The organism is Acinetobacter sp. AG1 (genome assembly GCF_001005525.1).
GTDB classification, from domain to species: domain Bacteria; phylum Pseudomonadota; class Gammaproteobacteria; order Pseudomonadales; family Moraxellaceae; genus Acinetobacter; species Acinetobacter modestus.
In genome coordinates this window covers 48,280-64,630 of record NZ_LBMZ01000121.1, presented here as the reverse complement: position 1 = coordinate 64,630, position 16,351 = coordinate 48,280, and the positions used below count along the sequence as shown (strand labels likewise).

At 40.3% G+C, this 16,351-nt stretch carries 15 protein-coding genes; 11 read left to right on the top strand and 4 right to left on the bottom strand.

Features of this window, described 5'->3' with window-relative positions; translation table 11 throughout:
• Positions 1-30: 30 nt before the first annotated feature.
• Positions 31-1,377 carry a hypothetical protein gene (locus AAV96_RS14660; RefSeq protein WP_004659815.1) on the bottom strand — a complete coding sequence of 449 codons (1,347 nt, stop codon included), beginning with the start codon at positions 1,375-1,377 and terminating at the stop codon, positions 31-33.
• A 261-nt stretch (positions 1,378-1,638) separates the two neighbouring features.
• Between AAV96_RS14660 and AAV96_RS14655 the strand changes: the two genes are divergently transcribed.
• From AAV96_RS14655 to urtE, 7 genes are all read left to right on the top strand, one after another.
• Complete coding sequence (locus AAV96_RS14655; protein ID WP_046739890.1) at positions 1,639-2,226, top strand: YqiA/YcfP family alpha/beta fold hydrolase; 588 nt, start codon at positions 1,639-1,641, stop codon at positions 2,224-2,226.
• A gap of 17 nt (positions 2,227-2,243) precedes the next feature.
• Positions 2,244-4,127, top strand: a complete 1,884-nt coding sequence (parE, locus tag AAV96_RS14650; RefSeq protein WP_004659820.1) for a DNA topoisomerase IV subunit B — start codon at positions 2,244-2,246, stop codon at positions 4,125-4,127.
• Between the two features lie 256 nt (positions 4,128-4,383).
• A complete protein-coding gene (gene urtA / locus AAV96_RS14645) occupies positions 4,384-5,664 on the top strand; it encodes an urea ABC transporter substrate-binding protein (RefSeq protein WP_046739840.1) in 1,281 nt (426 codons plus the stop codon).
• Between the two features lie 91 nt (positions 5,665-5,755).
• The gene (gene urtB / locus AAV96_RS14640) at positions 5,756-7,378 is read left to right on the top strand and encodes an urea ABC transporter permease subunit UrtB (protein WP_046739839.1); all 1,623 of its coding nucleotides are present in this window, start codon (positions 5,756-5,758) and stop codon (positions 7,376-7,378) included.
• 4 nt (positions 7,379-7,382) lie between these two features.
• Complete coding sequence (gene urtC / locus AAV96_RS14635) at positions 7,383-8,453, top strand: urea ABC transporter permease subunit UrtC (RefSeq protein WP_046739838.1); 1,071 nt, start codon at positions 7,383-7,385, stop codon at positions 8,451-8,453.
• A complete protein-coding gene (gene urtD / locus AAV96_RS14630; protein WP_046739837.1) occupies positions 8,454-9,281 on the top strand; it encodes an urea ABC transporter ATP-binding protein UrtD in 828 nt (275 codons plus the stop codon). It abuts the gene before it with no gap.
• A gap of 9 nt (positions 9,282-9,290) precedes the next feature.
• Entirely contained in the window at positions 9,291-9,989 is a 699-nt protein-coding gene (gene urtE / locus AAV96_RS14625; protein WP_046739836.1) for an urea ABC transporter ATP-binding subunit UrtE, read from the top strand.
• A 26-nt stretch (positions 9,990-10,015) separates the two neighbouring features.
• Here urtE and AAV96_RS14620 read toward each other — a convergent pair whose 3' ends face one another.
• The 3 genes from AAV96_RS14620 to AAV96_RS14610 form a co-directional block, all read right to left on the bottom strand.
• The gene (locus AAV96_RS14620) at positions 10,016-10,756 is read right to left on the bottom strand and encodes a hypothetical protein (protein WP_046739835.1); all 741 of its coding nucleotides are present in this window, start codon (positions 10,754-10,756) and stop codon (positions 10,016-10,018) included.
• 71 nt (positions 10,757-10,827) lie between these two features.
• Positions 10,828-11,373, bottom strand: a complete 546-nt coding sequence (locus tag AAV96_RS14615) for a GNAT family N-acetyltransferase (RefSeq protein WP_046739834.1) — start codon at positions 11,371-11,373, stop codon at positions 10,828-10,830.
• A 93-nt stretch (positions 11,374-11,466) separates the two neighbouring features.
• Positions 11,467-12,204, bottom strand: a complete 738-nt coding sequence (locus tag AAV96_RS14610) for an outer membrane protein OmpK (protein ID WP_046739833.1) — start codon at positions 12,202-12,204, stop codon at positions 11,467-11,469.
• A 370-nt stretch (positions 12,205-12,574) separates the two neighbouring features.
• Here AAV96_RS14610 and AAV96_RS14605 point away from each other — a divergent pair, with 370 nt between their 5' ends.
• From AAV96_RS14605 to dsbD, 4 genes are all read left to right on the top strand, one after another.
• Complete coding sequence (locus AAV96_RS14605) at positions 12,575-12,949, top strand: HPF/RaiA family ribosome-associated protein (RefSeq protein WP_004659842.1); 375 nt, start codon at positions 12,575-12,577, stop codon at positions 12,947-12,949.
• A gap of 130 nt (positions 12,950-13,079) precedes the next feature.
• The gene (locus AAV96_RS14600; protein ID WP_046739832.1) at positions 13,080-13,625 is read left to right on the top strand and encodes an ankyrin repeat domain-containing protein; all 546 of its coding nucleotides are present in this window, start codon (positions 13,080-13,082) and stop codon (positions 13,623-13,625) included.
• Between the two features lie 31 nt (positions 13,626-13,656).
• The gene (locus AAV96_RS14595; protein WP_046739831.1) at positions 13,657-14,424 is read left to right on the top strand and encodes a transporter; all 768 of its coding nucleotides are present in this window, start codon (positions 13,657-13,659) and stop codon (positions 14,422-14,424) included.
• Positions 14,425-14,502: 78 nt separating this feature from the next.
• Positions 14,503-16,350 carry a protein-disulfide reductase DsbD gene (dsbD, locus tag AAV96_RS14590; protein WP_046739830.1) on the top strand — a complete coding sequence of 616 codons (1,848 nt, stop codon included), beginning with the start codon at positions 14,503-14,505 and terminating at the stop codon, positions 16,348-16,350.
• The last annotated feature ends 1 nt before the right edge of the window (position 16,351 follow it).

The window sequence follows — 16,351 nt, the reverse complement described above, 5'->3', positions numbered from 1 at the left end:
GGCTTTTTTATTGGATCAAGAAGACTGACATCAGGTTTCTACGATGCCATCTAGATCATCAAAAGTATAATTATTCGGAACATTGATTAAATGTGTTTGGATACCTTCCTCAACGACTTCGTCAACATCGGGATATAACCAACGTGTAATCTGTTCAGCAACACTCGAATGGTACTGAATTTCAAAATGGTTTAAACCATAGAATACGGCTTTATGGGTTTCTGGTAATTTAAGTTGGAAGCGTGGATTTTGATGTTCACCTAGCGCACTTTTTACACTGACCAAATAATCGCCAATGACAGAGAGTGCTTTATTACGCAATTTCTCAAATTCTAAAGTACCTGCAATTAAGAAGGTATTGATATGAGAGGGTAATGGTGCAGGTTTACGATTGTCATCAGCAAAGCCAATACGTGCATCATTATGTTCCCAATCATCATCTCGAACACTGCCATGACGCAAATCTAAAATACCATTACTACGAATATTGACCAGTTGACCAATTAAGCTAATAAAAGGGAACGCGCCCAATTTATCTTGCAAAATAAAACCAAAGCGTTCTAGCACTGCACCATGATGTGGCGAACCAATACAAACTAAATTCTCAACCATATGCACCCATTGGTAGAGATTTTGTTTGCCATAAAATAGGGCACTCCGTGAAACCAAGCCACCCATACTATGTCCGATTAAATCAATGCTAGTGATTCGTGGATTTCGTTGCACTAAATCTTCAAGTACATTTGCAAAGCTTCGACCATTTGCAGAAATACGACGCCCTGTATTGTAGTTCAGATATAACATGGTGTTGTTGTCCCGTTGCGCAAGCAGACGTTCACCAATTCCACCATAACGGCTATTTGACCAGCTGAGATGATTCATACACAGACCATGTGTAAGAATGACAATACGACCAGTTAATTCACCTTGTTGTAATGATCCATAATGATCATAAAGCACCATAGGTAAAGCCATTGGGTTGTGTTGTTTTAAGAAAAAGTCTCCAAAAATCCCATTTAATGCACCCACCACAAAATGTAGTGTTGGTGTCAGGGGCTTATCATGCAGCACCGGGAATTTTTCAATAATATGACGTAAACTTGGTGCAAGAAAACTGCTACCGTACTTCTGTAATGTGTCATAAGAAAATTGATAAAATTTTTGCAACTGTGGAAGTTTCTGTAATTTTTTAGCTTTTTGTGCGCTTAAACCAAGTGTTGTCCGTAACACTTCTGTTTGCACTAATTGCACCAATTCGTGAACACCACTTAAGCTTGTGCTCACAACTTGTGCCAAACCTTCCAAAACATCTGCCTGACTCGGGGGTGTACTGTCCCATTTGCAGTAGGTTTCATGCAGAGGCGTTAAACTTGGCATATTGATTTCCCCATCCTTGATATATACCGAAGGTTTGAAGTAATTGACTTAATATTCTTTAGATAAACTACAACAAACGCTTACATCTTATGTGTTTCATAAGTAATTTTTTTAGAATACTGATGAACGGAGTGCACTATCGTTTTTTGTGTCAGACAATATCAAGCTTAAATGTAATTTATATTGTTATTTGTTTATCTATTAACCCGAATAATGTGATTTATTTGGCAATAAGTCAAGCTGTTGTCTATTATGGTGCGTATGCAAATTATTTATTTACATGGCTTTCAGAGCAGCCCCATGTCAAAAAAGGGGCAAGAATTAGAACAATATTGCACAAATGTTGAGCATGCTGATGTGCATTTACCTGATTTGAATAAACCGCCTGAACACGTTTTAAGAGATGTTTCTAAGCTGATTGAAAGTTTACCACTCGATCAAGTTACATTGGTTGGAAGTAGCTTAGGTGGATTCTATGCGACATATTTTGTCGCAAAATATGGATGCCCTGCTGTACTGGTGAATCCTGCTATGCAACCATGGCAGTTATTCGAAGATTTATTTGGGATTGAACAAATCCCGCTCAAAGTCACTGATTCATGGACACTCGATGCCGACCAATTGCAGCAATTACAATCAATTGCTGACACGAAGTTAAAGCATGCTGATAAAATTCTTGTACTGTTGCAACGAGGTGACGAAGTCTTGGATTATCGTCAAGCACAACGTTATTATAATGCAGCACAGCCATCTGCATTGATTTTAACCGACGCTGATGGTAATCATGCAATGGATGATTTTGAAGAAAAATTACCTTTCGTACTCCGATTTTTATCGACAGCCCTCTAATAAGGAAGTCAGACCCAGTGACACAATACACGGCACAATCCCTTGAAGTTCTTTCAGGTTTAGATCCTGTTCGTCGTCGTCCCGGTATGTATACCGATACCTCACGTCCAAACCATTTGGCACAAGAGGTGATCGACAATGCGGTGGATGAAGCACTTGCAGGACATGCCAATCAAATTTGTGTCACCGTATATGAAGATGGTTCGTTGTCAGTCGAAGATAATGGACGAGGTATGCCAGTCGATATTCATCCTGAATATGGACAAAGTGGTATCGAAATTATTTTGACCAAATTACATGCAGGCGGAAAATTTAGTACCGATAATTATCAATTTTCTGGTGGTTTACATGGTGTTGGTATTTCTGTCGTGAATGCTTTATCAACACGCGTTGAGGTTGCGGTACAACGCCAAGGTAACTTGTATCAAATGGCATTTGAACAAGGTGAGCCTGTTGCGCCATTATCGGTGTTAGAAGGTAAAGTTGCGAAACGTGCGACAGGAACTACCGTTCGTTTTTGGCCAGAAGCAAAATACTTTGATAGTCCAAAATTTGCACTAAAAGCATTGAAGCATAATTTGAAAGCTAAAGCCGTTTTAGCGGCGGGCTTAAAAATTATTTATGACGATAAAATCAATAATGAAAAAATTGAATGGCAGTTTGAAAATGGTCTAGTCGACTATTTAATGGATGAACTTGAGGATCGAGAGATTCTACCTGATCCTGCCTTTGTCAGTAGTGGACAAGCAGAGCGAGCAGCTTGTGAATTTGCGATCTGTTGGAATGTTGAGGGTGGTGAACAAATACAAGAAAGTTACGTTAATTTGATTCCAACTGCACAAGGTGGTACGCATGTCAATGGATTACGTTCTGGTGTGACAGAAGCCTTACGTGAATTCTGTGAATTACGTAATTTGTTGCCACGTAATATGAAACTCTCTGCGGAAGATGTTTGGGATGGTGTCAATTTCATTCTATCTTTAAAATTTCAAGAGCCACAATTTTCAGGACAAACTAAAGAACGTCTATCGAGCCGTGAAGCATCCAATATTGTTCTGAACATTGCCAAAGATGCCTTTGCTTTATGGTTAAATCAACATGCTGAGATTGCAACGCAGTTAGCTGAAATGGCAATTGCTAAAGCTGGACGTCGCTTAAAAGCAGCGAAAAAAGTGGAGCGTAAAAAGATCGTCTCTGGTCCTGCGTTACCCGGAAAACTGGCTGATTGTGTGGGTTTAACGCGTGAAGACAGCGAATTATTTATTGTCGAAGGAGATTCTGCGGGTGGAAGTGCTAAACAAGCGCGTGACAAGAATTTCCAAGCGATTATGCCGATTCGTGGAAAAATTCTAAATACATGGGAAGTATCTTCGGATGAGGTGCTCGCTTCTCAAGAGGTACATGATATTGCGATTGCCATAGGAGTTGATCCGGGCAGCGATGACCTATCTGAATTACGTTATGGCAAAATCTGTATCCTTGCCGACGCAGACTCGGATGGTCTACATATCGCGACATTACTCTGTGCGTTGTTTGTGAAGCATTTCCCGACTTTAGTTGAAGACGGTCATTTGTTTGTCGCAATGCCACCACTGTATCGTATTGATATTGGTAAAGATGTTTATTATGCGTTGGATGATAGTGAACTCGAAAGCATTTTGAAAAAAGTGAAAGGTAATAAAAATCCGCAAATCACTCGATTTAAAGGATTGGGTGAGATGAATGCGAGTCAATTGCGTGAAACTACTATGGATCCCAATACCCGCCGTTTAGTCCAACTCGATTTGGATGATGCGCATTTTACCGCAGGATTATTAGATAAATTGCTTGCAAAAAAACGTTCGAGTGATCGTAAGCATTGGTTAGAACAGAAAGGTAATTTAGCGGATATAGTTGTTTAATTCTTTTTAATTGAAAGATTAAAAGCCAAGCTCATGCTTGGCTTTTTTATCAAGATAAGTTTTCCATGTTTGATGGAAAAGTCTGCATCATTTTAGTTCACCTCGTTCTTTTTGTATGCAATGTTGTATACAAGATTGAATTCTTATTTATTTTATTTGATAAATATATAAATAAAACAAAAACTTAAATTATTGGCATAGAAATTGAATAACTCCACTCAGTAAAAATCACAATATCAACCTGTGGAGAACAAAGATGCAAAATAAATTGATGTCGATGTCTGTACTTATGGCAGCGATGATGGGGGTAGGACTGGTCGGTTGTTCAAAACCAGCAGAAAAAACAGAACAAACAAAAACTGAAACTAAAGCGGCACCTGCAGCAAGTGGCGATACGATTAAGGTGGGGATTTTACATTCACTCTCAGGCACGATGGCAATTTCTGAGACATCTCTGAAAGATACTGCATTGATGACCATTAATGAAATCAATGCCAATGGTGGGGTGATGGGTAAAAAACTCGAACCTGTTATTGTTGATCCAGCATCAGATTGGCCATTATTTGCGGAAAAAGCACGCCAGTTAATTACTCAAGATAAAGTGGCGGTGATTTTTGGCTGCTGGACGTCAGTGTCACGTAAGTCTGTTCTGCCTGTCGTGGAAGAACTGAATGGCTTATTGTTCTATCCAGTGCAATATGAAGGTCAGGAACAGTCTAAAAATATTTTCTATACAGGTGCAGCGCCGAATCAACAAGCCATTCCTGCCGTTGAATATTTAATGGGAGATGAGGGTGGTAAAGCACAACGTTTTGTGTTACTCGGCACAGATTATGTCTACCCGCGAACAACCAATAAAATCTTACGTGCATTCTTGAAGTCTAAAGGGATTGCCGATGCAGACATCATGGAAGAGTACACGCCATTTGGTCATAGCAACTATCAAACCATTGTTTCAAATATCAAGAAATTCTCTGCGGGTAAAAAGACTGCGGTGATTTCAACTATCAATGGCGATTCCAACGTTCCTTTCTATCGTGAGTTAGGTAACCAAGGTATTAAAGCTGCTGATATTCCAGTGATGGCTTTCTCAGTTGGCGAAGAAGAATTACGTGGAATTGATACCAAACCATTGGTTGGACATTTAGCTTCATGGAATTATTTCATGTCAGTTAAAAATCCGAAGAATACCGAATTTGTCAATAAATTCAAACAGTATGCAGTGGAGTACAAGCTTCCAAATGCCGACAAAGTTGTGACCAACGATCCGATGGAAGCGACCTATGTTGGTATCAATATGTGGAAACAAGCGGTTGAAAAAGCAGGTACAACGGACGTTGATAAAGTTCGTGATGCAATGGCAGGTCAAACTTTTGCAGCACCATCGGGTTATACCCTCAAAATGGATGAAACCAATCACCATTTACATAAACCTGTGATGATCGGGCAAATCCGGGCTGATGGTCAGTTTGATGTAGTTTATAAAACACCACAAACCATCAAAGCTGAGCCTTGGAGCCCATATATTCCTAAATAATTTTCTCATGCAACCTGCTGTTTTGGCAGCAGGTTTTTCTTAGTTTTATTTCTGATTGATTGGTTTAAATAGAAAATATAAGGGGAGTCTTATGGCGAAACACTATGTTTTGGCACTGCTCTGCATCATGGCACAGATCATTTTTAATCCTGCATGGGCAGAATTTACCTCACCAACAACAGTGACGTCTACAACTTCTCAGGATGCCATCCAGACCTTTGTTAAATCCGATTTTACTGCTCGTCGTGCCATGTTGAATCAATGGCCAGCGAGTATTGAGCAACTGGATCAATTGGTCGCGTATATTGATCAAAATGAGTTATATACCGATAGTTCAGGTCATACTTACATTTTAAAAAACGATGAAAAATTATTAAGTTATCCGCAATTGCAAGCCATCGACACTTGGCCTTCAGATTTAGCTCAAGTGACGCTGGTCAATACCTTGCGTAAGGCACTGAACTTTGGACAAGCCAAAGTTAAACTCAATTCAGACGATGCATCACAACGTTTAGCTGCGGTGGACATTTTAGAAAATAATTTAGATGAGCTCGATGTTGCCACAGTTAAGCAACTCTATCTAAATGAAAAAAGTGAAGCGGTTAATGCACGTTTGGCACAACTGAAAGCCCGTTTAGATTTTAATAGCCCAGATGAGTTTACCAAGATCGAAGCGGCCAAAGTTTTAGGGGATTCGAATCGTCCCGATGTATTGGCGTTGATCAATCAAAGCTTAGAACAACCACAAAATAATCCCGCATTAAAAGTAGCGTTGGTCGAAGCACAAAATAAAATTAAAACGCGTATTCAAATCAGTGAATGGTCAGGGCATGTATTTTCAGGTCTCAGTACCGCTAGTATTTTACTTTTAGCAGCGCTTGGTCTTGCAATCACATATGGTTTGCTTGGTGTCATCAATATGGCACATGGTGAACTCATTATGATTGGAGCTTATACCACTTACGTCATTCAAAGCTTTTTTAAAACGCACTTTGCCGGCCTAGTCGATTGGTATTTATTGGCTGCAATTCCTGCTGCATTTCTGGTGAGTGCATTGATCGGCATGCTGATTGAACGCACTGTGATTCGCCCGTTATATGGCCGCCAACTAGAAACATTATTGGCAACCTTTGGTGTGAGTTTAATCTTGATGCAATCGGTTCGGATGATCTTTGGCGCACAGAATGTTGAAGTGTCGAATGTCGCATGGCTTAGTGGTGGAATTGCCCTGACGCCAAGCCTGATGTTGCCGTATAACCGTATTGCGATTATTGGTTTTACTGTGGCGGTCTTACTGCTTCTAGTTTTCTTATTAAACAAAACCCGTTTCGGATTATTTGTCCGTGCTGTGACACAAAACCGTCAAATGGCGCGTGCCGTGGGCATTCGATCTGCACGTATCGACATGCTGGCATTTGGCTTAGGTTCAGGCTTAGCTGGATTGGCAGGTTGTGCGCTGGCACAAGTCGGTAATGTCGGCCCAGACCTCGGACAAAACTACATTATTGATGCCTTCCTTGTTGTTGTCGTCGGTGGAGTGGGTCAAGTATGGGGTGCGGTACTTGCAGCCTTAGGTTTAGGGATTAGCGGTACAGTCTTAGAAATTGGCTTAGGTGCGGTTTTAGCAAAAATTATTCTCTTGGTTCTTGTGATTTTGTTTATCCAAAAGCGTCCACAAGGTTTGTTTGCCATCAAAGGTCGTTTCGTGGAGTAAGCCAATGAAAATCACTTCTTTATTTGCAGATAAATCCTATAGTGCAATCGCGATTGCGATTTGTTTTGCAGTGTTATTGAGCTTACCGTGGTTGCATTTGTTATCCCCTGATTCGGCATTTTATCTATCAGCGTATTGGATTACGTTAATTGGCAAAATCATGTGCTTGGCTTTGGTCGCGTTGGCACTGGATTTAGTGTGGGGCTATGCAGGGATTTTAAGCTTGGGGCATGGTTTGTATTTCGCTTTGGGTGGTTACGCCTTTGGTATGTACTTGATGCGCGAATCCGCAGGCGATGGCTTACCTGATTTCATGCGGTTCCTCAGTTGGACAGAACTCCCTTGGTATTGGGTCGGGACTGAACATTTTGCTTGGGCGATGATCTTGGTTTTATCTGTGCCTGCCTTAGTTGCCTTTATTTTTGGTTTCTTTGCTTTCCGTTCAAAAATCAAGGGTGTGTATTTCTCAATTATTACCCAAGCCATGACTTTTGCTGCGGCACTCTTATTCTTCCGCAATGAGACAGGTTTTGGTGGAAATAATGGCTTCACGGGTTTTAAAACCTTACTTGGTTTTGATATCACCTCAGCACCGATGCGTGCCACTTTATGTTTTGTCACTGCTTTGGTGTTAATGCTGTGCTTTATCGGCTTACGTCAATTGATGAATCGTCCGTATGGTCGAGTGCTTGGCGCGATTCGTGACAGCGAAAACCGTTTGCAATATTTGGGTTATCGCACGCTGTGGTACAAGCTTTCAGCGTGGGTACTGTCTGCCGTAATTGCAGGTATCGCAGGGGCGTTGTATGTGCCACAGGTCGGTATTATCAACCCAAGTGAAATGAATCCAGTCAACTCGATTGAAATGGCAGTGTGGGTTGCCGCAGGTGGTCGTGGCACGTTGATTGGGGCGATTTTAGGTGCAGGTTTGATTAATGCAGTGAAAACTTATTTCACTGTAGCAGCACCAGAAGCTTGGTTACTGATCTTAGGTGCTTTATTTATTGTGGTGACGATTTTCTTACCGAAAGGTGTGATTGGATTATTTGACCGTTTTAAAAAGGAGAGCAATTAAATGAGTGATTTATTCATAGACTCAGCTCAACATGGCGGTCAACTTGGTGAGGGCTATGGTCGTGCCAAAACTGAAGGCGCAGATTTTAGTCACGGGATTGCCTTGTATTTAGAAAAAGTCAGTGTGTGGTTTGACTCGTTTCGCGCCCTCAATGATTTATCACTGTACATCGCCGAAGGTGAATTACGCTGCATCATTGGACCAAACGGTGCAGGTAAAACCACGCTAATGGATGTGATTACAGGTAAAACACGTCCAACTACAGGCACTGCTTTTTTTGGACAAAACTATGATCTTGCCAAAATGAGTACCGAGCAAATTGCCGAAGCAGGGATTGGACGTAAATTTCAGAAACCAACGGTATTTGAAAATTTCACAGTCATGGAAAATTTACTGCTCGCTGCGCCACGCGATAAGCGAGTGAAAAAAAGTTTGTTTAGCCGACTTGATCCAGAAGCGCAGTTAGCACTGGAGGAAAGTTTGGAACAAATTCGCTTAAAGGAATTTGTGAAAAAACCCGCAGGATTATTATCTCATGGTCAAAAGCAGTGGTTAGAGATCGGCATGTTGTTGATGCAACGTCCGAAGCTGATTTTATTGGATGAGCCTGTGGCAGGAATGACCGATGCAGAAACAGAACGCACTGCTGAACTGTGTTTGGAATTGAAAAAAAATCATACGCTTGTGGTTGTAGAACATGACATGAGCTTTATTGACACCATCAGCGAAAAAGTTACGGTATTAGCACAGGGCGCAATCTTGGCAGAAGGCACATTGGCAGAGGTACAAGCCAATGAAGATGTGATTGAAAAGTATTTAGGACGCTAGGAGACCGCCATGTTAGAAGTGAAAGAAATTAACCAGTTTTATGGTGGCAGTCATATTCTGCGTGACGTATCTTTTCAAGCGCCTGTAGGTGAATGCAGCGTCGTTTTAGGACGTAATGGCGTAGGTAAAACTACGTTGCTGAAATGCTTGATGGGGATTTTACCGATTAAATCAGGACAAATTTTGTTAGATGGCAAAGATATTGCCAAGATGTCGCCAGAGCAACGAGTGCGTGTTGGCTTGGCCTATGTACCGCAAGGACGAGATATTTTTTCAACCTTGACGGTAGAGGAAAATATCTTAATTGGTATGGCGAAATTTTCGGGTGCAAAAACGCGGAAAGTCCCGAGTCATCTCTACGAAATTTTTCCTGTACTTGATGAAATGAAACATCGCCGTGGTGGAGATTTATCGGGTGGTCAGCAGCAGCAGCTTGCGATTGCTAGAGCGTTGGCTTCTGAGCCTAGTGTCTTGATTTTGGATGAGCCAACTGAGGGTATTCAGCCCTCGATTATTAAAGATATTGGTCGGGTAATTCGTAAATTAGCAGATCAAGGGGAAATGGCGATCGTTTTAGTTGAGCAGTTTTATGATTTTGCTGAAGAACTTGCGGATAACTACACCGTGATGGCGCGTGGTCAGGTGATTGCACATGGGCAAGGTGCAGAAATGCCAGCAAAAGGGATAAGGGAGTTGGTGGCGATTTAATAAAAGCCTCGTAAGAGGCTTTTTACTTATTTACTCTCCACTTTATAGAATGTCCCACCAGCATAAACATTGTGTCCAAAGCCACAAGAAGATTCACTATCTTTCTGTTCCACCTCAATTTTTTGACCTAGATTCGGATCGTTAGCAAATAGAAGTTTGATCTGGCAGTCTTCATAACGGTAGTTTGCTTGTTTTGCTGTGATCGGCATGGTGGTTTCAAATTGCCCCATATTTGGGCCATAAATCAGACCTCGAATCCCAAAGTAATAACCATCAAAAGCGATCTGATATTTATTTTGCTTTTTACTGACCTTAATGTAATCCCATTGCCCAAAACCATTGGCTCGAACATAAGTGCCTTGTAGGTCTTTAGATATTTGGGGCTTTGCTAGCTGTTTCAGGTTGTATTGGCTAGTTTTAGAGTCTTTATCTCTTAAAAACCAAACTCTTGCCCATTGGGGTTTACCTAATTTTGCATAACTTAATCCCACATTATTATTGGCAATTTCAATGTCTCGGTCAGTCACCTGAATGCCACTTTCCTCACCATTCATTTGGCAGAACTGAGCCCATGCAGCTTGATCTTCAAATTGTTTTACTGCTTTGGCATATTGCTTTTGATCGTAAAACTTTTTGCCTGCTTGCGCATATTGTTTCACTTTGGCACAGCCTTGTTGTAACTCTTGTTCAAATGAATCTTCAGCAAAAGTTGAAGCTGAGCCAATTGCTGTTATAACCATTAGGCAAAGTTGCGTTGTTCTCATCATTTTCAATATTTCTAAAGCTGCTTGATACTCATTTTAAACAATAAGTGAAAATATATGCTGTGAGCAAATTGTTAGCTTGAAAGTTGTAGCTGCATCCAAACCAAGTCACGCCATTGTCCAAATTTTTGTCCAACTTGTGGCATATAACCTGTTTGTACAAAACCAAGCTGTTCATGTAGCACAATTGAACCCATATTTTCACTATCAATCGCAGCCACCATGATATGCATGTTTTGTTGTATCGCGAGATGGATCAGTTGTTGCATCAAGGCTTTGCCCAGACCTTGACGTGCGTAGCTTGGATCAACAAAAACAGAATGTTCGATACTCTGACGATAGCCGCTAATACTACGAAATGCAGCATAGTAGGCATAGCCAGCAACTTTATTATGGTGTTGGTCTTCAACCACAATCATTGGGAATTGCTGCTGTTGCATGTCTTGAAAACGTTGTTGATATTGTTCTAAAGCAACGGCTTGATCATTCCAGTTGGCTGTACCCGTCAAGATTTCATGATTATAAATCGTAAGAATCTGTTCCAAATCATTCATCGTGGCAAAACGAATTTGATAAGGTGAATGCAAAGGATGTGCCGCAAGCTTAAGTTTGAATGACATGGATGAATTAATGAAAGTTCACATATTCTGAATATGCGTGATTGCAAAAAAAACAGCAAGACTAAGCTTGCTGTTTTTCAATAGATTGATTGTTTAGAAATGATATTTCACTAAAGCACTGACATTGTTTTCGTCGCTGCCTTTGATACCAAATTTGTTATTCCAAACAGAGTGTTCAATACCTAAATATAAACGTGTTTCAGGTGAAATATGTTTACCGACATTCCACTTATATTGAGTCGTCCAGTTGAGTTCACTTGCGTGACGCTCGTTACCGTCGTGTGCAGCACTTGACCAGTCAAGGAAACCATCGACCAAGAAATCTTCAGTTGATACTTTAAATGGCAATGCATAGGCAATCGTCATTTGATAGTCATCAGCGGTTTTTTCATTATTGGCACGGTAGAAGTTTACATTCGCATATTGGAAATATGGAATTGCTAAATCAAAGCCTACGCCGTACAAGAAGTTGTCAAAGTTATTGCCATTGGCACTATTGCTTTCCCATGTTGTTGAGATCAACACATCTTTGACTGGGCCGAAAGCAAGTTTTTGACCAGAAATTTCGCCTAAGCTCAAACGAGGAGAAAGTTCGAAATAGGTACTTTTGTTGTCGTCACCACCACGCATACGATCCATAAAGAAGAATACGTCGGCATATTGTACTTTTGCAGCGTATTCAATGGTTAAAGTCGTTTGCTTTTCATCGACAACTTCATAGTTTTCACCGTATAAACCAGTGAGGCTAAAATCTTGCCAAATAGGCTTTGCCTGAACGAAAGCTGCTGTAGATACCAATAAACAAGTCGCTGCAAGTTGCTTCAATTGCATTTAAATAATCCCCCCAAAAATGGCGTGTCAAGCATACAAGGAATTAAGCAAAAATAAAGCCAAATTTGACCAAATGCTCAAAAGAATTGTATAGAGCCGACCAAAAGAAAAAAGCCAATGAATTTAAAAATCTTTTTGATCAAGTTTTAATAAAAATGTCAAAAATCAGCTTGCATATTTGTTATGAAAGTCAGATATTGGAGTTATAGAAGATCTTCTTAACTACTGAAAAGCAACAGATGCGAAGCAAGGAGACCACAAGCATTTACATAATCAAAATATACAACTGCACTGAATGAATGCATGCTCAAAGCGTGCTAAATAAAAAAGTTTCGTAGAACCGTCTCACAGAAAAGAGAGGAAGATATTTATGAATATTGAAATCCGTACAGATAAAAACATTCAAGGTAGCGAACGTTTAATTAGTTATGTCCGTGCAGAACTTACGCAAGAATTTCAACGCTATAGCGAGCGTATTACACATTTTTCGGTTCATATTAGTGATGAGAATGGGGAGAAAACGGGCGATCATGACAAACGTTGTATGATCGAAGCTCGTCCAGCGGGTATGAAGCCACTAGCTGTGACTCATAAAGCTGCAAATATCGATGCATCTATTCATGGTGCGATTGATAAGCTAAAACGTAGTTTGGAACATTTATATGAGAAAAAAGAACATCATCGTGGTGGTTTGCCAGAATATGTTGACGTCGATGACGATGTAAAAGTTGATGATGAAGCGTAAAGATAAACGCGAAAAAAAAGTCCAGTTTTGGGCTTTTTTTTTGTGTATATCAAATTTATACGTGATTTTATAAAAACCTGTCGGGATATTCGGCATAATAGAAACATTAAATATATTGTGAGAATTGGTCATGTTAAGCAATCAGCAGCAGGCCTTGGTGCAAGCCATACAACAACTCGATTTAGACCAAGTGCAATCTTTACTTGCTGAAGGACTCGACCCGAACTTTATTGATCCAGAACATGGTTTCCCCGTATCTATTTTATGTGATGGCTTATTTGTCTGGTGGGAGAATGTCTGTGAAGCTTATGAAGCAGGTCAGCCATTGACTGAAGCAGACAAACAACAACAATTACAAGTTTATCAAGACATTTTAGAAGCATTAATTCAAGCGAAAGCCAATCTTCATTTATGGGATGCTGAAGAGTTTTATGGTCCGCTTTGGGATGCTGCGAGTTCAGCATGCGTACCTGTGGTTCAACGCTTACTCGATGAAAAAGTCGATCCAAACACAAGAGATGAAGAGGGTCTAACGATTTTGTCTTCAATTAGCCAACTGTTTTTTGATTGTGATTTTGATGAAATTGACTGGTCAGAATCTTTGGTAGAAGAGCGTGAAACACTCGAATTATTACGCAAACATGGCGCAAAAATGTCAAAAGAGCTAACGGCATAAGTCTAGTCAACAAGATATAAAGGGGAGAACAATGAAAAAGTTTCAAGTATTAGGCTTGGTTGCTGCATCAATCATGACAACTGCAACATTTGCAGCAGAATTTTCTTTTGACCGTCCAGGCTCAGGTATAGGTACGGGTATTACACCTGTAGGGCACTTGGCGTGGGAGCAAGGACTACCGAGCGTAAGCTATCAAGAAGGGACAGTCGATGGCGTAAAAGATAAAACGCTTACATTGAACGGTGACATGCTTTTACGCACAGGTTTAGCTGATGGTCTAGAACTGCAACTGGGTTGGCAAGGTCCTGTTTGGCAGCAATATAAACATGCTGGCACTAAGAAAGAAACCAATGGTTTAGGTGATGTGAGTATTGGTTTGAAAAAGGCGATTAATTTAAAAGATGATCGTTTAACAATGGCATTGTTAGCAGAAGCGATTATTGCAACTGGTAATGATGAATTCACGAATCACGATGATATTTATAGCCTCACTTCAGCAGTTGCATATAAGTTCAGCGATTTGGTGGGTACATCAATTACTATGCGTTATGAAGCACAAAACAGTGATTGGGCCGTGACTGCAATTCCAACCATTGATTATAAAATTGCGGGTAAATTATCTGGCTTTTCAGAGTTTGTTTATCGTAAAGCAGAAAGCCAAGACTATGAATATGGTTTAGGAACAGGTTTAGTCTATAGCTTAAATGATCGAGCTCAACTTGATGCCAGTATAGGTGTGGATTTGAATGGCGATCAAAAAAGCTATAACGGTGGTTTAGGTTTATCTGTTTTATTCTAGTCAAAATCTCCGCTAACTTTTGAAATCCTGCTGCAGAATGAGGTCTTAAGTTATCGGAAGAGTTACAGTGAGATGAACATGAGAATGTCTGTTCAGGGTGGGCACCTTAGCCAATTAATGCGCTACTTTTTGGCTACTTTATTGTTGTTATGTACCTCTTTGGTTTACGCTCAAGACAATCTATCAGCACCATTATTGACTCCGGAACAGGCATTTGCATTTTCAGTTGAATCGACCAAAACCAATCAAGCGCGGTTACACTGGACTATTCAACCCAATTATTATCTCTATCAACACAAATTTGAGGTTCAACAAGGCAATCAACCTGTTAGGTTGAAATTACCCAAAGCAGTTGAACAGTACGATGAAAACTATGGTCATAGCCAAGTTTATTATCAGCAAGCAGAGTTTGAGATTAGCACTCAAGCATCTCAACATTATCGTGTTACATGGCAGGGTTGTGCCAAAGATCGTATTTGCTATCCACCTCAAAATATTGAATTTCAAACCGATGTTGATGGATTGGTCAGTGTCGAAAATGTCAGTTCTAATTCACAAAAACGTTTTTTAGATGTTGCTCGTTCTGCGAATAGCTTAAATACTCAGACCGCAGAGACGGATGAACTGACAACTGAAAAATCTAATGATGTAAAGCTGAATGATTCAACCAATATGGCGCAAGACCAACAGTGGTCAAGCACATTGGCACAGCACTCTCTTGCTTATAGCTTGTTATTATTTCTAGGTTTAGGAATTTTATTGGCATTCACGCCGTGTTCTTTACCAATGTTGCCGATTTTGACCTCATTGATTGTTCGTGAACATAAAGGCGTTAAAGCATGGACGATCGCGCTTACTTTTGTATTTAGTATGGCAATGGTCTATGCCGTATTGGGTTTAATCGCCTCTGTGGCAGGGCTAAATTTCCAACGATGGTTACAGCAACCTGCGACATTAGTTGCATTTAGTCTATTGTTCGTTGTATTCGCTTTAAATCTGTTTGGTTTATTTGAATTGAAACTGCCACAGAAATGGGTGAATCGCCTCGACCAAATGCAGTCAGTACAACAAGGTGGGACTTTGCTTGGTGCAAGTATCATGGGCATGATCTCCGCATTGTTAGTCGGTCCGTGTATGACTGCACCTTTAGCGGGTACATTACTGTTTATTTCACAAACGCAAAATCAGTGGCAAGGTGCTCTACTATTATTCACCTTGGGATTTGGTATGGGTATTCCATTACTGCTTGCCAGTGTTCTAGGTGCAAAGGCACTACCGAAAGCAGGAGAATGGATGCATCAAATTAAGGTTATTTTTGCCTTTTTGATGTTGGCTTTAAGTATTTATTTTATTCGTCCGTTGTTGCCTGAATTGGCGATTCAAATACTTAGTCTTGTATTGGGCATGGCATTTATTGGTTTCACGATATATCGTCTGTTTGTGAAGAAAGGGCAATTACAGTGGTTATATGCATTGTTGCTGATGATCTCAGTTCCGTTTTTAGCTTTTAACCAATATCAACATATTCAAAATTTAAACGCAGTTCAGGCAGATAAATTAGCAGAGTGGCATGTCGCAACAACCGCTGCTGAGTTTGAGCGGATTCTAGCTAACGCACCAAAAGATCAGGCCGTTGTGATTGATGTATATGCAGACTGGTGTGTGGCTTGTCAGCCGATTGAGCATCGTGTATTAAAAGATGCGGAAGTACAACAGGCATTATCTCGCTATTATTTGATTAAACTTGATTTAAGTCATTATGATGCGTCGCATCAGGCTTTATTAAATCAATGGGACATTTTAGGACCGCCAACCTATTTATTTTTAGATCAAAAACAACAAGAAGTACGTTCACTGCGTTTAACTGGTGCTTTTCAAAAATCAGAATTATTACAACAACTCACCTTGCTGAAAGGGAAATTATAAT